Origin of the sequence: Aureimonas glaciei (assembly GCF_014643375.1) — a bacterium.
GTDB classification, from domain to species: Bacteria; Pseudomonadota; Alphaproteobacteria; order Rhizobiales; family Rhizobiaceae; genus Plantimonas; species Plantimonas glaciei.
In genome coordinates this window covers 41,748-59,181 of the sequence record NZ_BMJJ01000003.1, presented here as the reverse complement: position 1 = coordinate 59,181, position 17,434 = coordinate 41,748, and the positions used below count along the sequence as shown (strand labels likewise).

General features: G+C 69.5%; 19 protein-coding genes. 13 read left to right on the top strand and 6 right to left on the bottom strand.

Going from position 1 to position 17,434, the window contains the following annotated elements; translation table 11 throughout:
* Positions 1-56 precede the first annotated feature (56 nt).
* The 3 genes from IEX88_RS07010 (at position 57) to IEX88_RS07000 (ending at position 3,530) form a co-directional block, all read left to right on the top strand.
* Positions 57-2,210, top strand: coding sequence for a transglycosylase domain-containing protein (locus IEX88_RS07010; RefSeq protein ID WP_244639926.1), 2,154 nt, complete (start codon positions 57-59; stop codon positions 2,208-2,210).
* A gap of 104 nt (positions 2,211-2,314) precedes the next feature.
* Complete coding sequence (locus IEX88_RS07005; RefSeq protein ID WP_188849887.1) at positions 2,315-2,899, top strand: DUF1214 domain-containing protein; 585 nt, start codon at positions 2,315-2,317, stop codon at positions 2,897-2,899.
* On the top strand, positions 2,892-3,530 hold the full coding sequence (locus IEX88_RS07000; RefSeq protein WP_188849886.1) for a DUF1254 domain-containing protein: 639 nt from the start codon (positions 2,892-2,894) through the stop codon (positions 3,528-3,530). Before IEX88_RS07005 ends, IEX88_RS07000 begins: the two co-directional genes overlap by 8 nt.
* Before the next feature lie 33 nt (positions 3,531-3,563).
* Here IEX88_RS07000 and IEX88_RS06995 read toward each other — a convergent pair whose 3' ends face one another.
* Positions 3,564-3,737 (bottom strand): hypothetical protein, encoded by a 174-nt coding sequence (locus tag IEX88_RS06995; protein ID WP_188849885.1) that lies wholly within the window; start codon positions 3,735-3,737, stop codon positions 3,564-3,566.
* 152 nt (positions 3,738-3,889) lie between these two features.
* Between IEX88_RS06995 and IEX88_RS06990 the strand changes: the two genes are divergently transcribed.
* Positions 3,890-5,038: a hypothetical protein gene (locus tag IEX88_RS06990; protein ID WP_188849884.1), complete on the top strand. Its 1,149-nt coding sequence runs from the start codon at positions 3,890-3,892 to the stop codon at positions 5,036-5,038.
* A gap of 190 nt (positions 5,039-5,228) precedes the next feature.
* Here IEX88_RS06990 and IEX88_RS06985 read toward each other — a convergent pair whose 3' ends face one another.
* From IEX88_RS06985 to IEX88_RS06975, 3 genes are read right to left on the bottom strand one after another with little or no spacing between them, the layout of a single operon-like run.
* Positions 5,229-5,561 carry a DUF1491 family protein gene (locus IEX88_RS06985; RefSeq protein WP_188849883.1) on the bottom strand — a complete coding sequence of 111 codons (333 nt, stop codon included), beginning with the start codon at positions 5,559-5,561 and terminating at the stop codon, positions 5,229-5,231.
* Positions 5,562-5,614: 53 nt separating this feature from the next.
* Complete coding sequence (locus IEX88_RS06980) at positions 5,615-6,382, bottom strand: peptidoglycan-binding domain-containing protein (protein WP_188849882.1); 768 nt, start codon at positions 6,380-6,382, stop codon at positions 5,615-5,617.
* 13 nt (positions 6,383-6,395) lie between these two features.
* Positions 6,396-8,240, bottom strand: a complete 1,845-nt coding sequence (locus IEX88_RS06975) for a sensor histidine kinase (protein WP_188849881.1) — start codon at positions 8,238-8,240, stop codon at positions 6,396-6,398.
* 475 nt (positions 8,241-8,715) lie between these two features.
* Here IEX88_RS06975 and IEX88_RS06970 point away from each other — a divergent pair, with 475 nt between their 5' ends.
* Positions 8,716-9,237 carry a DUF5330 domain-containing protein gene (locus IEX88_RS06970; RefSeq protein WP_188849880.1) on the top strand — a complete coding sequence of 174 codons (522 nt, stop codon included), beginning with the start codon at positions 8,716-8,718 and terminating at the stop codon, positions 9,235-9,237.
* Between the two features lie 115 nt (positions 9,238-9,352).
* Positions 9,353-9,775: a SufE family protein gene (locus IEX88_RS06965; RefSeq protein ID WP_188849879.1), complete on the top strand. Its 423-nt coding sequence runs from the start codon at positions 9,353-9,355 to the stop codon at positions 9,773-9,775.
* A 119-nt stretch (positions 9,776-9,894) separates the two neighbouring features.
* Here IEX88_RS06965 and IEX88_RS06960 read toward each other — a convergent pair whose 3' ends face one another.
* Together IEX88_RS06960 and IEX88_RS06955 are read right to left on the bottom strand one after the other, a co-directional pair.
* Positions 9,895-10,425 carry a DUF6456 domain-containing protein gene (locus tag IEX88_RS06960; protein WP_188849878.1) on the bottom strand — a complete coding sequence of 177 codons (531 nt, stop codon included), beginning with the start codon at positions 10,423-10,425 and terminating at the stop codon, positions 9,895-9,897.
* Complete coding sequence (locus tag IEX88_RS06955; RefSeq protein ID WP_188849877.1) at positions 10,425-10,880, bottom strand: helix-turn-helix domain-containing protein; 456 nt, start codon at positions 10,878-10,880, stop codon at positions 10,425-10,427. Before IEX88_RS06955 ends, IEX88_RS06960 begins: the two co-directional genes overlap by 1 nt.
* Before the next feature lie 213 nt (positions 10,881-11,093).
* On the opposite strand from IEX88_RS06955, the gene IEX88_RS06950 reads away from it, so the two are divergent.
* From IEX88_RS06950 to IEX88_RS06920, 7 genes are all read left to right on the top strand, one after another.
* A complete protein-coding gene (locus IEX88_RS06950; RefSeq protein ID WP_188849876.1) occupies positions 11,094-11,558 on the top strand; it encodes a hypothetical protein in 465 nt (154 codons plus the stop codon).
* 202 nt (positions 11,559-11,760) lie between these two features.
* Positions 11,761-12,984: an ABC transporter substrate-binding protein gene (locus tag IEX88_RS06945; protein WP_188849875.1), complete on the top strand. Its 1,224-nt coding sequence runs from the start codon at positions 11,761-11,763 to the stop codon at positions 12,982-12,984.
* 131 nt (positions 12,985-13,115) lie between these two features.
* Positions 13,116-13,253 (top strand): hypothetical protein, encoded by a 138-nt coding sequence (locus tag IEX88_RS06940; RefSeq protein WP_188849874.1) that lies wholly within the window; start codon positions 13,116-13,118, stop codon positions 13,251-13,253.
* Positions 13,250-14,035, top strand: a complete 786-nt coding sequence (locus IEX88_RS06935; protein WP_188849873.1) for an ABC transporter ATP-binding protein — start codon at positions 13,250-13,252, stop codon at positions 14,033-14,035. Before IEX88_RS06940 ends, IEX88_RS06935 begins: the two co-directional genes overlap by 4 nt.
* Positions 14,028-14,759 carry an ABC transporter ATP-binding protein gene (locus IEX88_RS06930; RefSeq protein WP_188849872.1) on the top strand — a complete coding sequence of 244 codons (732 nt, stop codon included), beginning with the start codon at positions 14,028-14,030 and terminating at the stop codon, positions 14,757-14,759. The genes IEX88_RS06935 and IEX88_RS06930 overlap by 8 nt, the downstream gene beginning before the upstream one ends.
* Positions 14,760-15,341: 582 nt before the next feature.
* Positions 15,342-16,229, top strand: a complete 888-nt coding sequence (locus IEX88_RS06925; protein WP_188849871.1) for a branched-chain amino acid ABC transporter permease — start codon at positions 15,342-15,344, stop codon at positions 16,227-16,229.
* Between the two features lie 4 nt (positions 16,230-16,233).
* Complete coding sequence (locus tag IEX88_RS06920; protein WP_188849870.1) at positions 16,234-17,211, top strand: branched-chain amino acid ABC transporter permease; 978 nt, start codon at positions 16,234-16,236, stop codon at positions 17,209-17,211.
* Positions 17,212-17,434: the final 223 nt, after the last annotated feature.

Genomic DNA, 17,434 nt, shown 5'->3' with positions numbered 1-17,434 from the left:
AGACGACGCGCTATAGCAAAAATGGCTCCCGCTCGCCCGAGGAAACAGGTCTGAACTTGCGCCCATCTCAGCCCCATCAGCCAAAACGCTGGGTCCCCACGCGTCTGATCGAAGTCGACGCCTGGATCGACAGCAGCCTGTGGCGCCTTTCGCATGCGTTTTCCGCGGCCTGGGAGAGCCTTACCATCTTCTCGCGGCGATTTCGCGCCCGCGGCTTCAAGCGCGTCCTCGTCGAACTCTCCTGCGAGGGGCTGACGCTCGGCCTCGTCGGCTTCGTGCTCCTGCTCGTGCTCGCCCAGCCGGCGATGCAGCTCACCGCCAACGGCCTGCCGCTGCAGAGCGACTATTCCGTGCTGTTCCTCGACCGGCACGGCAACGAGATCGGTCGCCGCGGCGTGCTGCGCTCGGACGCCATCCCGATCGACGAAATGCCCGACCCCTTCATCAAGGCGGTTCTGGCGACGGAAGACCGGCGATTCTTCGAGCACTGGGGCATCGATTTCTTCGGCCTTGCCCGCGCCATGAGCGAGAACGCGCGCGCCGGCGGCGTCGTTCAGGGCGGCTCGACGCTGACGCAGCAGCTCGCCAAGAACGTCTTTCTGTCGAACGAGCGCACCATCGACCGCAAGATCAACGAGGCCTTCCTGTCGCTCTGGCTGGAATCCAATCTCACCAAGCGCGAGATCCTCGGCATGTATCTCGACCGCGCCTATATGGGCGGCGGCACCTTCGGCGCGGCGGGCGCGGCGGAGTTCTATTTCAACAAGGACGTGCGCGAGGTCTCCCTCGCCGAGGCGGCGATGCTCGCCGGCTTGTTCAAGGCGCCGGCGAAGTACGCCCCGCACATCAACCTGCCCGCCGCCCGTGCCCGCGCCAACGAGGTCCTGTCCAACATGGTGCAGGCCGGCTTCATGACCGAGGGCCAGGTCGTGGCCGCCCGCCGCCAGCCGGCCACCGCCGTCGACCGCTCGTCCACCACCTCGCCCGACTATTTTCTCGACTTCGCCTTCGCCGAGGTGCAGCGCCTCGCCGAAAAGATCCCGCACCGCAACTTCATCGCCCGCACGAGCCTCGACACCGGCCTTCAGAAGCTGGCCGAGGAATCGGTCGACTATCACCTGCAGCAGTTCGGCAAGCCCTACAACGTCAAGGAGGCGGCGATGGTCGTGCTCGACGACGAGGGCGGCGTGCGCGCCATGGTCGGCGGGCGCGACTACGGCCTGTCGCAGTTCAACCGCGCCACCAAGGCGCTGCGCCAGCCGGGCTCGTCCTTCAAGGGCTATGTCTATGCCGCGGCAATGGAGGCCGGCTACAAGCCGAACGACAAGATCTCCGACGGGCCGATCACCATCGGCAAATGGTCGCCGAAGAATTACGGCCGCTCCTATGCCGGTACGGTCACCCTGACGGACGCCATCGCCAAGTCGATCAACACGGTGCCCGTGCGCCTCAGCCAGAAGATCGGCGTCGACAAGGTCGTCGCCATCGCCAAGGCGATGGGCGTCGAAAGCCCGCTGCGCGGCGACAAGACCATGGCGCTCGGCACCTCCGAGGTGACCGTGCTAGACCAGGCGACGGGCTATGCGGTGTTCCCCGCCGGCGGCATGGATTCGCACCGCCACGCCATTCTGTCGATGACCGACACCGACGGCGACGTGCTGTGGGACGCGCGACGCGACATGCCGCCGCGCCATCGCGTGCTCTCCGAGCAGGCCGCCCAGTCGATGAACGAGATGCTGGTGCAGGTGCCGATCCGCGGCACGGCGCGCAAGGCAGCCCTGTCGATGACGCGGGCCGCCGGCAAGACCGGCACCACCCAGGCCTACCGCGACGCCTGGTTCGTCGGCTACACCGGCAACTTCACCGCCGCCGTCTGGTACGGCAATGACAGCTACGCGCCGACCAACAAGCTGACCGGCGGCGGCCTGCCGGCGATGACCTGGCACCGCTTCATGGAGAGCGCCCATCAGGGCATCGAGCTGAAGCCCATCCCCTATATCGACGATCCCCTGCCTCCGCTCGAGGAGCCCAAGGTCGCCAGTGCCGGGGAAGAGGGCGGCAGCCCGCGGCCGGTGCGCCAGCTCTCGCTGAATTCGGCCACGCAGAAGCTCCTGGTCGGCATCGCCACGCTGTTCGACGACGCGCCGCCGCTGGGCCCGGAAAAGGTCGCGGCCAACCGCTCGTCCCGCGCGGCCGCCGGGGCGCAGTAGCGCCGCCGGCCCACCCGCCGACGCGCCGTTCGGCGCGGACCCGCCTTGCATCCGGCGCCGCCGCATGGAATGAGCCAGTGCCCCTGCACCAGAGCCCAGAGCGCATGCGTTTCATGATCCTCCTCGTCCTCTCGCTGCTCCTGGCGCTCGGCCTCGGCGCCTGGACCGCCGATCGGGCGCTGGAGATGTCGGCCGATCTCGGGACGGTCGAGGTCGGTCCCTGGCGCGCCAACCCGCTCGGCGGCTCGCCGGATGCCGATCCCTATTCCCGCGCGGTGCTCGCCCGCATCGGCAATCTGACGCTCGGCGGCGGCGAGGGAATCAGCTTCAGGGCCATCGAGGACAGCACCGGGCGCCCGCTCGAGCGGCAATGCACCTACGTTCTGGCCGGCCAGACGCCGCCGGCGCGGGTGTGGACGCTGGCCGCCTATTTGCCGGACGGTCGCCTGATCGATCCGGGCGAGGGCCGGCCGGGCTGGCTGGTGTCGCGCAGTCTGCTCCGGGCCGAGGACAACGCCACCCAGATCACCGTCGGCCCTGCCGCGGCGCCCGGCAACTGGCTCTCCGTCACCGGCCGCGGCAGCTACATCCTGGCGCTGACGCTCTACGACACGCCGGCCAGCACCTCCAGCGGCCTCGGCCGCCTCGCTCTGCCGAGCCTCACGCGCGGAGCCTGTGCCGATGGGTAGGTTTCTCCTCGCCGTGGGGACCGGGCTCGTCGGCGCGGTGATCGTCCACATCGCCGTCATCTTCGCGATCCCGCCTCTGGCCGACAACAATGCCTGGGGGCGTCTCAGCCGCATCGCCGGCATGGAGACGGTGGTGCGCATCGACTCGCAGCGCCAGGCGCCCGGCGAGGCGACGCTGCGGCGCGACGGCCCTGGCGCGCACGACTTCGCCTTCATCGATCCGGCCTTCGTCACCGCCGCCTGCCGCTTTTCCCTGGAGGACGGCCTGGTGCGGGTGTCGACGCCCGCGGCGACGGATTTCTGGTCGGCCTCGATCTATTCCCGCCAGGGCGACAATCTCTATTCGATCAACGATCGCTCGGCGGTGAACGGCCGCTTCGACCTCCTGCTCGGCACGCCGGAGCAGCTCGTCGATGCCGAGGCCAACAGCGTCTCGCAGGACGAGACGGCGATTCCGGTCGGGCTCGACATCGCCGAGGGCTATGTGACGCTGCGCGTCCTGGTGGACGACGAGACCCAGCGCCCGGCGGTGGATGCCTTCGTGCAGTCCTTGCGCTGCCAGAAGGTGGACGCGGCGGGCCTTGCCGATGACACCGATCGCCGGCCCGCGGATCCCCGCCCCGCCGGCTGAAGGCCCTCCGTCGGACCTGTACCAGTTCCAGCTTTACGCCTTGAGCAGCACCGGCGCGTCCTGCCGGGCCTCGTCCGCCGGGACCATGGCCTCGCGCCGGATGCAGGGCAGGATCACGATCGTCGCCGTCGGTGCGTCGTCGCCGACGCGCCGGTCCACCTGCGGATCGGCCCTCGATCGGGGGGGAAAGCGGAGCATGACTGCCATGGCAAAGCCCTATCAGCGTCGGTCTGTCCGGCGGACTATGCCGAGCGCACCTTTCGCGAAGCTAGAAAAGCCGATCAGGGTTAATCGCTTGCTAAGACATCTTAGCTAATTCTTTCGATCGTCGGCAATGACGATCGAACTCCCGGAGCCCCATGAAGGACGACAGCCCGCGCCTCTTTAGAGCCCTAGAAAAGACCGCTGGCCGCGACGGATTCGATACCATCGTCAGCGCCGCCGTCGCCAGCTACGGCTCTCTTCGCTCTCCCGGCGACAACCAGGCGCGCGATTTCGGCCGCCTCGTCGTTCCGCTCTGGGACAAGATCCAGCCGGAGACCCGCCGGGCGCTGGCCGCCGCGCTGTCGCACAGCCCGCGCGTGCCGCGGCCGATCGTCGAGCTCTTGATCGCCGAGCCGCTGGAGATTTCGGCGCCCTTCCTGATGTCCAGCCCCGCGCTCGGCGCCACCGACCTCCTGGCGCTGCGGACCAGCCGTGACCGCCGCCTGCGCAAGATCATCGCCGGTCGAGCGGCCTCGGGCGCGACCGCCTCTGCAGATGCTCCCGCGCCCGATGCCCCCTCGCCCCAGGCACCGTCCGCGACGGCGGAGCCGGTCGCCGCCGTGCCGGCAGCCGCCGCCCCGCCGGCGCCCGCAGCCGCCGCACCCGCGACGCCAGCCGTCCCGGCCGGGCGCGTCGCGCCGGAGCAGCCGGTCGCGGCCCGCCCGTCGGAGACGAGCCCCGCCAGCGTCAGCCCGCCGGAGGACGACGTTCCGGCGCCTCTGCCCGCGCCGACCGGCGCCGCCGACCTGATCCGCGAGACCCTTCGGCGGCTGGCTCTGCCCGGCGGCCGCGACCGGGTCGCGCCGACGCTGCACGAGCTCGTCGCCCTCGCCGTCCAGCAGGACGGCGCGCGCTTCTACGAGGGCCTGCGCCAGGCGCTCGATCTCGCCGACGAAGTTCTGCAGAAGATCGCCGACGACGAGAGCGGCGAGCGCTTGGCCGTGGCGATCAAGGCGCTGGGCGCGACCCCCGCCGACGCGCTGACCATTCTGATGATGCTGAAGCCCGACATCGGCCTCGACGTGGCGAAATTCAGCCTGATGACGCGCTTCTACCGCGCCCTGAAGGCGGAGGACTGCGCGGCGCTCGCCCGTGGGCCGCGGGCCCGCCGGACCGTCGCCGCGCCGCGGCTGGAGCCGCAATACGAAGACCTGCAGCCGCTGCCGCGAACGGCGCCGCCGGCCGATTTCGGTCGCCGCGTCCAGCGGCCGTTCGGCGAGCAGAAGGGTTTTCGCTCGGGCTGAGGCCCGGCGGATCGCCGGCGACGCCGGTGCGTCCCCAGGCAGCGCAGCCCGCGGGGCTTGGCCCTCGCCCCGCTCTCCAGGCACCGCTCCGGTCCATTCAGCACCGACGAGGGTTCCCTCGCGCATCGACGGCGAGCGAAGGAAGTGTCACCCGGCCGGCGCGGCGTGAAGACGGGCCGGCCCGGCCGGCTCAGCCGTCGACGATGTCGAGATAGGTTTCCGGCGCCGCGGTCTCGATCTCCACCACCCAGAAATCGGGATCGAAGCGGGCCTCGCGGGCAAGGCGCCGCTCCAGCGCGTCGGCATCGGCGAGCGCCTCGCGCATGAAGCGCCGGCCGCCATCGTCGGCAGAATGGGTCTGGCTCGCCGGGCTGAACAGCGTCACCTCTCCGTCGCGGGCGCGCACCAGCACGAAGATCGCCCCCGCCGCCTCGGCGCCATGGCGTTCGACGGCGGCAAAGCCGCCATCGGCAAACACCCGGCGCAGGAGCTGGGAGACGAAGAGGTCGCTGGTCACCCGCATGGCGCGCTCGCCCCCGTCACGTCACCGCGCCCCGTCACTTCACCGCGCCCCTGTCACTTCACCGCACCGATGGCGATGAGGTGGTCGAGCAGGCGCTGGTCGGGCTGGCCGGTGACGTCCATGCCCTCGAGCGCCTCGAAGGTGCGGATCGCCGCCCGCGTCTGCTCGCCGACGAGGCCATCGGCCTTGAGTTCGGCGACGTCGGCATTGGCCAGCCCGCTCTGGATCCGCCGCACCAGCTCCCTCTCCGACAGGGCCTCGGTCGCCGCCGGCACTGCCTTCCCGGTCGAGCCGGTCGAGCCGGTCGCCGAGGGGTCGGCCGCGGCGCGACCGGCGCCCGGCTCCGCCGCCGGCTCGAAACTGGCCATGCGTTCGGAAATCTCGGGCCGGGCCGACGGGTTGGGCGCCGCCGCGGCGATCTGACGGATCTGCGACAGCAGCAGCGGCGAGGGCTCGCCGTCGACGCGCAAGGCGTTCTCGGTCTGGAAGGCCCGGATCGCGGCCGCCGTCGCCTGTCCCGGGCGACCGTCCGGACGGCCGGCATAGTGACCGGCGGCGGCCAGCGCCTCCTGCACCTCGAGCACCAGCGGCACCGGCTGCAGGGTCGGCTCGGCCGCGGCGGACTGGATAGCCGCATCCTCGGCCGACAGCGCGCGCGTCGTCATCATCGGCCGGGGATGGCGGCCCGGCTGGGCATAGATCGCATTGGTGGAAACGACGGCGAACAGCACCGCGACGCCGGCGATGCTGCCCGACAGAACCGGCCGGGCCACGACCGGACGGCCGATCGCGCCGAGCATGGCGGCCGAGCCGTTCAGCACCGCCCGCGCGGCGCTAGGCCGTGCGACGGCCCGACCGGTCTTTCTCGGGATGGGTTTCTGTCTCTTTGCAGGCATCGGTCAGCGCCACGATCTTATTTCTGGAGGACTCTGCTTCGGCGATTGCGGCCATGCTGTCGAGAGGAAGGCGAACGGTGACCGTGGTTCCCCGGCCGAGTTCGCTGGCGATCTCCATCGTCCCGCGGTGGAGCGCGGCGAGGCCCTTGACCAGCGAAAGGCCGAGCCCGGTTCCCTGGTAGCGCCGCGCAATCCCCTGGGAGAGCTGGGTGAAGGGCTGGCCGAGGCGCGGCAGGTCCTTCTGGGCGATGCCGATTCCGGTGTCGGTCACGGCGAGGACCAGCATGCCGCCCCGGGCGTCGGCGCGCAATGTCACGGTGCCGGCATCGGTGAACTTCACCGCATTGGCCAGAAGATTGAGCAGGATCTGGTGGCAGGCCCGGCGATCGGCGATCACTTCGGGCAGGTTCGGGGCCACCACCGCGTCGAGCGTCAGTCCCTTGCGCTCGGCCTGCGGACGGATGACGTCGGTCGCCGCGCGCAGGGCTCTCGGGACGTCGAAGCGCTCGACCTCGATCTCGTAGCGGCCGGCCTCGATCTTGGAGATGTCGAGCAGGCCGTTGACGACCGAGAGCAGGTGCTCGCCCGACTGGCGGATCAGCCCGACATATTCCTTCTGCCGGGGATCGTCGAAACCACCGAAGAGCTCCTGGTGGAGCACGTCGGAAAAGCCGATGATGGCGTTCAGCGGCGTGCGCAGCTCGTGGCTGACGGCAGCCAGGAAATGGCTCTTGGCGTCCGAGCCCTGTTCCGCCGCGGCCAGAGCGCGCGTCAGCTCGGCGGTCAGCGCGCGCTCGGCGGAGACGTCGCGGGCGATGGCGAGAATGGCGTGCAGCTGCCCGGCACCATCGCGTACCGACATGAACTTGAACGCCACGTCGCGGAAGTGCTGCGCCTGGCTGGCGGCCGACTGGACCTTGACCTCGACGACGACGGCATCGGCGCCGCCCCTCAGATCGCCGAAGGCCTTGAGATAGCGGACGCGGTCGGTGACGTGGATGGCGTGGAAGATCGCCTTGTCGCTGAGCGGCGGCACGGAGGTCTCGAACAGGCCGGCGGCGGCGGCCGAGGCCGAGAGCAGCCCGCCTTCCGGCGAGAAGCGCAGCACCGCCTCGCAGAGGCCGTTCTCGATCAGCAGCGCTTCCGTTTCCTGAAGCCCCCGGGCGATCACCGTCTTTTCCCGGCTGCGCCACAGCCGCAGCGCCTGCCAGGCGCCGTAGAGCAGGCAGAGGCCCGCCGTCAGGGCGCCATCGAAGGCAAAGCTCTGCGCCGACGCCAGGCCCAGCCACTGCGCCAGCGCCACCGCGCCGAGCGCGAGGCAGGCAATACCGGTGGCCGAGGCGGCGAGCTGCCGCCGCCCGGTCAGCGCCGCTTCGATCGGCGCCAGGAGAAGCAGAAACAGGACGGGCGAGGACAATCCGCCGCCGGCCAGGGCGACGGCCCCGACGAGCGCGGTGGCGCCGGCAATGGCGAGGAGGAGTACGAGCGTCAGGCGCCCGCTCGAGGCGAGAAGGCCGGCCAGCGCGAGACACGCGCCGGCGACCACCGCCGGCAGCGCCACGCCGCGCATGCCGATATCACCGAGGCTGGCGAAGGGCAGGACGAGCGCCGCGGCAAGGCCCATCGAAACCAGCCCGGCGAGCGCGCGACGCTGGCGCGCGCGCTCGTCGGGCTCGTCGATCCTGGGCGAGACCAGTCGCTCGAACGTGCCGGACAGCGCCGTCGCGAAGGTGCTGGAATCCAGCCCCGATGCGCTTCCGTCTGCCTCGCTGATATGCGTCATCCACAACCCGCATCTACCGTCGATGCCAGGCGCGGCCGACCGAATCTGTCCGGGCGGCCCTCTCTGGCTTGGTCTCCATCATCGCCTTAACCCTTTAAGGAAGGCATAAACGGCGGCTCGTCCGGCCGGTCCGCGGGCGACACCACAGCCGGAGGCGCGCCGTCGGCACCGGCTTCGACGGGAATCGCGCCACCGCGCCGGCCGCATCTCTCGGAGAGACTGCCGACTGCCGTACGGAGAAGGCAGGGTCTTTCGTCTGTATCCCAGGGTATTTTTTCCGCCCGGCATCGACCCGTCGGCCGATCGATTGCATTTGAGTCAAATTCGACGACAAGTTTGAACCGGGTCTTCGTGCCTTTCGGGCATGGTGCGGATCAGGCAAGGAGTGAAGGGAAGCGCCCGGCGCTCCAGGCCTCACCCGGCACGGGACACCGTGCCACAGCAACAGCCGCGCCACGTCGCAGGAGCAGGCAGCATGCGTTTCATCCTGAAGGCCGCCTTCTGGCTCGGTCTCATCGCCTTCTTCATGCCCTTCGGCGGCACGCCGAAGGAGACCTCGGCCCATCTCAGCGTCGTCGGCGCCTTCGTCGGCGCGCAGGAGGCGATCGCCGATCTCAGCGGCTTCTGCACGCGGGCCCCGCAGGCCTGCGATACCGGCCGCGAGTTCGCCGTCTTCGCCGGCGAGCGCATCGGCGACGGCGTCGCCATGGCCTACAGCCTCGTCCAGGACCGCGTCGCGCCCGCCTCCCCGCCCCCCGCCGCCGCCCCGGCCCCGGCCACGGCCACCGCCATCGCCGCGCTCCCCACCCCGACCGATCCCGTGATGACCGGCGCCGTCGATGCCGCCCCGCCCGTGCTGCGCGGCCCAGCCGCCTATCGCCCGCCGCAGCGCGCCGTCGAAACCGCGTCCGCGGTGCCGGCCGATCCCGCGCCGCTGCCCGTCGCGACCGCCCACCGTCCCGCTCTGGCGGTCCCGACCCCGGCGCCGCGGTTCTGAGTCACGCGGAGGCGCACGGCGCGACGCGCGACCTGACAAGTCCGGCCGGCGCCCCTATATCCGTTCCGAAAGCCGGCGGGCGCCATGCCCGCCGAAAGGCCATGGCGGGACGGCAATGACGACGATCGACGACATCGAGACCAATTTCGAGCTGCTCGACGACTGGGACGATCGCTATCGCTACCTGATCGAGCTCGGCCGGGAGCTGCCGCCGCTGCCCGAGGGCACGCAGAACGACACGACCAAGGTTCCCGGCTGCGTCAGCCAGGTGTGGCTGGTCAGCGACATCCTCCCAGGCGCGCCCCCGCGCCTGACCTTCGCCGGCGATTCCGACGCCCATATCGTTCGTGGCCTCGTCGCCATCGCGCTGTCGCTGTTTTCCGGCCGCACCGCCCCGGAAATCCTCGCCATCGACGCGGAGGCGACTTTTGGCCGCCTCGGCCTCCAGGAACACCTGACGCCGCAGCGCTCCAACGGTCTGCGCTCCATGGTCGGCCGGATCAAGGAAGACGCGCGCCGGGCGATGGCCGAGGCTTGAGGCTTGAGGCTTGAGGCCTGAGGCTTGAGGCCTGAGGCCTGAAAATCAGGCGGAAACCCGAGGCGCCGGGCGCCGATTGCGATCCGGCCTCGCCCTCTCAGCCCAACCCAAACCGCGCTTCAGCCGCCGCCGATCGTCGGCCGATAGTCCGGCGTCCCCCAGCGCCGCAGGCGTGCCGCGCCGCCGACGGCCTCGGCGCCAAAACCGTAGTGCCGGCCGAGCGCGGCGAGCCCCGTCTTTAGCATCAGCTTGGCCGAGCGCACCGGCCACTGCCGCTCGCGTTCCACCTGCTCCAGCCCCTTCAGGAAGCAGCAGACGTCGAGGAGCACGCCGGACAGCTCGGGGCCGACCGCCGCCAGCGCCGCGTCGACCCGCCGGCGCGCATCGAGCGCGCTGTCGCTGAGGTCGAAGCCGCCGCGGCCGGTGCCGCCGCCGCGCGGGGCCGCATCCCAGCGCTGCGTCAGGGTCGGCGCCATGCCGGCCCGCGTGAAGTCGGCCCGCAGCCGCTCGCCGGCCAGGGTCTCGGCCACGCCGAGATAGGCCTCTCCGTCCCGGCCGCCGCGCGTCGCCAGCCGGCCGAGCGGCGATTCGTCTGCATTGAAGCCCGGCAGGTCGGGCCTTGAGCCCGCAGCCTTGCGCGCGCCCGCCATCAGGCGAGGCCGCGGCGTTGATCGAGCAGCGTGCGGCATTGGCCGGCCAGGACCTCCAGCCGGGTCAGCTGCGCGTCGAAGTCGGGCCGGTCGCGCTGGTCCTCGACCCGCCTGATGGCATGCGCGACGCTGGTGCGGTCGCGGCCGAAATCGGCGCCGATGGCGGTCAGCGGCACCTGGAAGATGACATGGGCGAGATACATCGCCACATGCCGCGCGGTGCAGATCTCCGCCTCGCCGCGGTTCGCCCGGCCGATTTCCTCGAGCGGAATGGCGAGGACGGCGCTGGCGATCTGGCGCGACAGCAGGCAGCCCTCCCGCTCGGGCGACAGCGCCGCGGGATCGCGCGGCTGCGGCGCGGCGAGCGCTTCGGGAGGCGCCTTTCTGCCGCCGCCCTCTCGCGGCCGCGTGCCGTTGCGCACCCTGTGCTGCGTGAACAAGACCACTTCCGACATATTGCCTCTCCTCGGTGCCCAGCCTCTGCCCCAAGCCTTACCGCATGAGGAGCATGATAGGAAATCTTTCCTCCCCCAAGAGATCCTGACCCGGTCGCTGAAGCCGCGATATGAGGCCCAGAGGGCCAGTCCCACCGCAAGCCGCAAAGGATTTTTTTCCTCTACCAACTCCCGCGGCCCATCTTCGGGGAAATCCCCGGGGAGAATGACGCCATGGATGAAACCGGATCGGATGCGCTGGAGGCTGCCCTGCGCGCGGCGGTCGCGCGGCACAGGCGGCAGCTGCAACGCGAGGCCGACCAACGAACCGAGGCTTTCGAGCGGCGTTTTCTACTCGCCCGCCTCGGCTTCCCGCCCTGTGACCTCGATGCCGCGGCAGCCGTCCCGGCGGCCGCCGCCCTTCCGCCGGAGCTCCGGCGCCGCATCGAACAAAGGCTCACAACCGAGGCGGAGCGCCTCCTGCGCCTCGCCCGGGCCGGCAGCGCCCGCTACGACCTCAACCGGCACATCGCCGTGCACCGCAGTCTCGGCTGGCTCCAGGGCCGGCCGCCGCAACGCCACGACCGGCCGGGCGACGATCGCCAGCCCGGCCGCGCGGTCAACGCCCAATTCCGCCGCCCGGGCCGCCCGCGGCGCCGGACTCCGCGTTCCGGTCCAGGCGAGCACGCAGCTTCCTGACCCGCCATTTCCGAGATCGCACCGGCGGCCGTGCGGCGCTCTCATCCTTTCGGCGGAGCGCGCCGGACTCCTCAGGCTCCCTGCTTGACAGTCTTTGTTGCCGTGCCGCACAACTTCGTCCGAACAAGTCGCCGGGGTGCTTTCTGGGAGGGAAGTGCTCGTGTTTTCCGAGCGTCGTTTCGAATCTGGGAGGATTCACCTTATGCGCCACCACGCCCTCATTCTCGCCGCCTCCGCCGCGGCCATCGCGCTGACGCCTTTCGCCGCCATGGCGCAGGAAATCTCCGACGACGTCGTCAAGATCGGCATCCTCAACGACCAGTCCGGCGTCTACGCCGATTTCGGCGGCAAGTGGTCGGTCGAGGCAGCGAAGATGGCGGTCGAGGATTTCGGTGGCACCGTGCTCGGCAAGCCGATCGAGATCGTCGACGCCGACCACCAGAACAAGGCCGACATCGCCTCCAACATCGCCCGCGAATGGTACGATGTGCAGAAGGTCGACGCGATCATGGAGCTCACCACCTCCTCCGTCGCCCTCGCCGTGCAGGGCCTGTCGAAGGAAAAGGGCAAGATCGACATCGTCACCGGCGCGGCCTCGACCGAGCTCACCGGCAAGCAGTGCAGCCCCTACGGCTTTCACTGGGCCTATGACACGCACGCGCTCGCCGTCGGCACCGGCGGCGCGCTGGTGAAGGCCGGCGGCGACTCGTGGTTCTTCCTCACCGCCGACTACGCCTTCGGCTATTCGCTCGAGCAGCAGACCGGCGATTTCGTCAAGGCCAATGGCGGCTTCGTCCTCGGCGCCGTGCGCCATCCGCTCGCCACCACCGACTACTCGTCCTTCCTCCTCCAGGCGCAGGCCTCCGGCGCCAAGGTCGTCGGCTTCGCCAATGCCGGCCTCGACACCGCCAACGCCATCAAGCAGGCGGCCGAATTCGGCATCGTCGCCGGCGGCCAGCAGCTCGCCGCCCTCCTCTTCACCCTGGCGGAAGTGCACGGCCTCGGCCTCGAGGCGGCCAACGGCATCAACCTCACCGAGGGCTGGTACTGGGACCAGAACGACGAGAACCGCGCCTTCGGCGAAAAATTCTTCGCCCGCACGCAGCGCATGCCGAACACCATCCAGGTCGGCACCTATTCCGCCGTCTTGCAGTATCTGAAGGCGATCGATGCCGCCAAGACCGACGAGACCAAGGCGGTTGCCGCCAAGCTGCACGAAATGCCGGTTTCCGATGCCTTCACCAAGACCGGCAAGGTCCAGGCCAATGGCCGCATGGCCTACGACATGTACCTCTTCCAGGTGAAGACCCCGGCGGAGTCGACCAAGCCCTTCGACTACTTCAAGGAGATCGCGACCGTGCCGGCGGCCGACGCCTATCTCTCGGTCGAGGACAGCGGCTGCGACGTCTCGGCCTTCCCGAAATAGGCTCCGGCCTTTCGCCCGCCGGCGGGCGCGATCTTCGACTGACCGGAAGGCCCGCGGCTGCTGCGCCGCGGGTCTCTTTCCCAGCCGATCCGGCCTTGCCGGCGGCGCCTGACGACGACCGGGAGAGCAGCATGGCGCCCTTGCACCATACCGCCACGACTTCAATGCCTGTAACGCCCGCCGCTCTGACGGCCATGGTGCCGAGCCACACGGGCGACGAGCTGCGGCCCGCCCGCGCCATCGCCGCGGATGCCGAGGCCGGGCGATGAGCGCTGCTGCCGCGTCGCCCGCTGCGGCCCGCGGCGAGGTCATCCTCTCCGCCCGCGGCCTCACCAAGGAATTCTTCGGCTTCAAGGCCGTCAGCAATGTCGATCTCGACGTCCGCAGCGGCACCATCCACGCCCTCATCGGCCCGAACGGCGCCGGCAAGACGACGGTCTTCAACCTCCTCACCAAGTTCTTCGCGCCGACGGCGGGGACCATCACCTTCGACGGCCGCGACATCACCCGCACCGGGCCGGCGGAAGTCGCCCGGCTCGGCCTCGTGCGCTCGTTCCAGATCTCGGCGGTGTTTCCGCACCTCACCGTCCTCGACAATGTCCGTGTCGCGCTGCAGCGCCCGGCGAACCTCGCCACCCAGTTCTGGCGCTCCAACCGGCTGCTCGACCGGCTCGATGCCCGTGCGATGGAGCTGATCGAGGCGGTGAATCTTGCCGACAGCGCCCATCTCCAGGCGGTCGAGCTCTCCTATGGCCGCAAGCGCGCGCTGGAGATCGCCACGACCCTCGCCCTCGACCCGCCGGTGATGCTGTTCGACGAGCCCATGGCCGGCATGGGCGCCGAGGACATCGGCCGCATCTCCGCCCTCATCCGGCGCATCGGAGAAGGACGCACGATCCTGATGGTCGAGCACAATCTCTCCGTCGTCGCCGACCTCTGCGACGAGGTGACGGTGCTCGCCCGCGGCGAGATCCTGTCGCAGGGCAGCTACGCCACGGTCAGCGCCGATCCCCGCGTCAAGGAAGCCTATCTGGGGTCCGAGCATGAATAGCGCCGCGCCAAAACCCCGGACTGACCGGCCGCTTCTCGAGGTGCGCGATCTCAACGGCTGGTATGGCGAGAGCCATGTCCTGCACGGCGTCTCGCTGGATCTCTACGAGGGCGAGACGATCACCCTCGTCGGCCGCAACGGCGCCGGCAAGACCACGACGCTGCGCGCCATCATGGGCCTGCTTTCGCGCCGCGAGGGCACGATCAAGATCTCGGGCCGCGACATGATCAAGGTCCCCGTGCACAAGACCGCGCATGCCGGCATCGGCTACGTGCCGGAGGAGCGCGGCATCTTCGCGACCCTGTCGGTCGAGGAAAACCTGATGCTGCCGCCGAAGGTCGCCGAGGGCGGCATCAGCGTCGAGGAGATCTACCACCTCTTCCCGAATCTGGCCGAACGCCGAAACTCGCCCGGCACGAAACTGTCCGGCGGCGAGCAGCAGATGCTGGCCCTCGCCCGCATCCTCAGAACCGGCGCCCGCATCATCCTTCTGGACGAGCCGACCGAAGGCCTCGCCCCGGTCATCGTCCAGCGCATCGGCGACGTCCTCCTGGAGCTGAAGAAAAAGGGCATGACCCTCCTCCTCGTCGAGCAGAATTTCCGCTTCGCCCGCAAGGTCGCCGACCGCTTCTTCCTGATGGAGGACGGCCACATGCTCGAAAACTTTCCGACCGCCGACCTCGATTCCAAGATGGCGCGCCTGCGCCAGGTCGTGGGGGTCTGAGATGCTCAGGATTTTTGTCGAGCAAGGCAGCAACGGCCGACACAGCTTCTTCTCCCCTCCGGGGAGAAGGTCGCGGCAGCGGGATGAGGGGCCGCCGCAGGCGGACACCCTCAAAGGATCAGTCACGACGCTGAACAGCGCTTCTGCATCTCCGTTCCCGTCCGCGCATCCCCCTCTTCCGGCCGTCGCTTCGCGCCGTCCACCTTCTCCCCCCAGGGGAGAAGAATGGCACCAGGTCGTCTGCCGCTCTCACGATGACGAGCCTGCGCCAGACCATGGGGGGCTGATGAGGCGCCGGAGCAATGCGACCTTGAAGAACGGTCGCGGCAGCAACGCTGCATTCTTCTCCCCTCCGGGGAGAAGGTCGCGGCAGCGGGATGAGGGGCCGCCGCAGGCGGGCACCCTGAAAGAACGGACCAGCGCTTCTGCGTCTCCGTTCCCGTCCGCGCATTCCCCTCTTCCGGCCGTCGCTTCGCGCCGTCCACCTTCTCCCCCCGGGGGAGAAGAATGGCGCCAGCTTGTCGGCCCGGCTCACCCAGTTTCATCGACAGGGCACCCAGTTCTGACGGGGGAAGCCAGACTATGACCATGATCCTTGGCATCCCGCTTCCCGCCCTCGCCGGCCAGCTGCTGATCGGGCTCATCAACGGCTCGTTCTACGCCCTCCTCAGCCTCGGCCTCGCCGTCATTTTCGGCCTCCTCCGGGTCATCAACTTCGCCCATGGCGCGCAGTACATGCTGGGCGCCTTCACCGCCTATCTCCTGCTGCAGCACGGCGGCATCGGCTTCTGGCCGGCGCTGATCGTCGCGCCGATCATCGTCGCCGTGGTCTCGGCGCTGATCGAGCGGACCATGCTGTCAAAACTCTACGGCCTCGATCCGCTCTATGGCCTGCTCTTCACCTTCGGCCTGGCGCTGATCCTCGAAGGCGTGTTCCGGTGGCAATTCGGCGCCGCCGGACAGCCCTATGCGCCACCGGCGCAGCTCGCGGGCGGCGTCAATCTCGGCTTCATGTTCATGCCGATCTATCGCGGCTTCGTCATCGTCGCCTCGCTCGCGATCTGCCTCGCCACCTGGTTCCTGATCGAGAAGACCCGGCTCGGCGCGTATCTGAGGGCCGCCACCGAAAACGCGCCGCTCGTCCAGGCCTTTGGCGTCAACGTTCCGCTGCTGCTGACGCTCACCTACGCCCTCGGGGCGGGCCTTGCCGCCATTGCCGGCGTACTCGCGGCGCCGATCTACCAGGTCAGCCCGCTGATGGGATCGAACCTCATCATCGTCGTCTTCGCCGTCGTCGTCGTCGGCGGCATGGGCTCGATCATGGGCGCCATCGTCACCGGCTACATGCTCGGCCTGCTCGAGGGGCTGACGAAAGTCTTCTACCCCGAGGCGTCCAACATCGTGATCTTCGCCGTCATGGCCGTCGTCCTCCTCGCCCGGCCCGCCGGCCTCTTCGGCCGGGAGGCCTGACCCCATGAGCACCCTCGTCGCCCCCAAGGCCGCAACCGCCGGCACACGCCAGCAACGCGATCCGCTCGGCCGCATCGGCCTCGCCGCAGCGCTCCTTGGGCTCGTCGGCCTCGTCGCCGCGCCCTTCTTCGTCTACCCCGTCTTCCTGATGAGTGTTCTGTGCTTCGCGCTCTTCGCCTGCGCCTTCAACCTCCTCCTTGGCTATGCCGGCCTTCTCTCCTTCGGCCACGCCGCGTTCTTCGGCGGCGCCGCCTACGTCACCGCGCATGCGGTGAAGGAATGGGGCTGGGAGCCGCTCTCGGCGATCCTCCTCGGCACGGCGGGCGCGGCCTTCCTCGGGCTCCTCATCGGGCTGCTGGCGATCCGCCGCCAGGGCATCTATTTCGCCATGATCACGCTCGCTCTGTCGCAGATGGTCGCCTTCATCTTCCTGCAGACGCCCTTCACCCATGGCGAGGACGGCATCCAGAACGTGCCGCGCGGCCACCTCCTCGGCGTCATCGACCTGAACGAGCCGCTGGCGATGTACTTCTTCGTCCTCGCCATCTTCGTCCTCGGCTTCCTCGCCGTGTGGCGCATCGTCCATTCGCCCTATGGCCACATCCTGCAGGCCATCCGCGAGAACGAGAACCGCGCCGTCTCGCTCGGCTACCGCGTCGACCGCTACAAGCTCGGCGCCTTCGTCATGTCGGCGGCGCTCGCCGGCACGGCGGGATCGACCAAGGCGCTGGTCACCCAGATCGCCACGCTCACCGACGTGCAATGGCAGATGTCGGGCGAGGTCATCCTGATGACGCTGCTCGGCGGCATGGGCACCATGCTCGGCCCCGTCGTCGGCGCCGGCCTCGTGATCCTCCTGCAGAACTATCTCGCCGCCGTCGGCTTCCCCGTCACCGTCCTCATCGGCATCATCTTCGTCCTCTGCGTGCTGCTGTTCCGCAGGGGAATCGTCGGCGAGGCCATCCGGCTCCTGAAGAAATAGGACCTTGCCAAAGCAGAATTCGAGTCTCCGAACAAGCGCTTGCCGGCGTCGCCGGATTCTGGATGGAAATATGTCAGCGTGACCTTTTCGGAAGTATAATCGCCGCTAGCCGGACCAAGGATACGACAGCAGAGAGAAGCCATCCGCCGACCGAAACGGGGCCGCCCCTCCTGCTTCACCTCAAACCTCTTGCGGGACCCTCAAGCGATGACGCAACGTCGCG

Bases quoted from the DNA above. Each gene is read 5' to 3' on its own strand.
- IEX88_RS07005 (WP_188849887.1), top strand. From the start codon at position 2,315: ATGCGTTTCATGATCCTCCTCGTCCTCTCGCTGCTCCTGGCGCTCGGC.
- IEX88_RS07000 (WP_188849886.1), top strand. From the start codon at position 2,892: ATGGGTAGGTTTCTCCTCGCCGTGGGGACCGGGCTCGTCGGCGCGGTG.
- IEX88_RS06995 (WP_188849885.1), bottom strand. From the start codon at position 3,737: ATGGCAGTCATGCTCCGCTTTCCCCCCCGATCGAGGGCCGATCCGCAG.
- IEX88_RS06990 (WP_188849884.1), top strand. From the start codon at position 3,890: ATGAAGGACGACAGCCCGCGCCTCTTTAGAGCCCTAGAAAAGACCGCT.
- IEX88_RS06985 (WP_188849883.1), bottom strand. From the start codon at position 5,561: ATGCGGGTGACCAGCGACCTCTTCGTCTCCCAGCTCCTGCGCCGGGTG.
- IEX88_RS06975 (WP_188849881.1), bottom strand. From the start codon at position 8,240: ATGACGCATATCAGCGAGGCAGACGGAAGCGCATCGGGGCTGGATTCC.
- IEX88_RS06970 (WP_188849880.1), top strand. From the start codon at position 8,716: ATGCGTTTCATCCTGAAGGCCGCCTTCTGGCTCGGTCTCATCGCCTTC.
- IEX88_RS06965 (WP_188849879.1), top strand. From the start codon at position 9,353: ATGACGACGATCGACGACATCGAGACCAATTTCGAGCTGCTCGACGAC.
- IEX88_RS06960 (WP_188849878.1), bottom strand. From the start codon at position 10,425: ATGGCGGGCGCGCGCAAGGCTGCGGGCTCAAGGCCCGACCTGCCGGGC.
- IEX88_RS06955 (WP_188849877.1), bottom strand. From the start codon at position 10,880: ATGTCGGAAGTGGTCTTGTTCACGCAGCACAGGGTGCGCAACGGCACG.
- IEX88_RS06950 (WP_188849876.1), top strand. From the start codon at position 11,094: ATGGATGAAACCGGATCGGATGCGCTGGAGGCTGCCCTGCGCGCGGCG.
- IEX88_RS06945 (WP_188849875.1), top strand. From the start codon at position 11,761: ATGCGCCACCACGCCCTCATTCTCGCCGCCTCCGCCGCGGCCATCGCG.
- IEX88_RS06940 (WP_188849874.1), top strand. From the start codon at position 13,116: ATGGCGCCCTTGCACCATACCGCCACGACTTCAATGCCTGTAACGCCC.
- IEX88_RS06935 (WP_188849873.1), top strand. From the start codon at position 13,250: ATGAGCGCTGCTGCCGCGTCGCCCGCTGCGGCCCGCGGCGAGGTCATC.
- IEX88_RS06930 (WP_188849872.1), top strand. From the start codon at position 14,028: ATGAATAGCGCCGCGCCAAAACCCCGGACTGACCGGCCGCTTCTCGAG.
- IEX88_RS06925 (WP_188849871.1), top strand. From the start codon at position 15,342: ATGACCATGATCCTTGGCATCCCGCTTCCCGCCCTCGCCGGCCAGCTG.
- IEX88_RS06920 (WP_188849870.1), top strand. From the start codon at position 16,234: ATGAGCACCCTCGTCGCCCCCAAGGCCGCAACCGCCGGCACACGCCAG.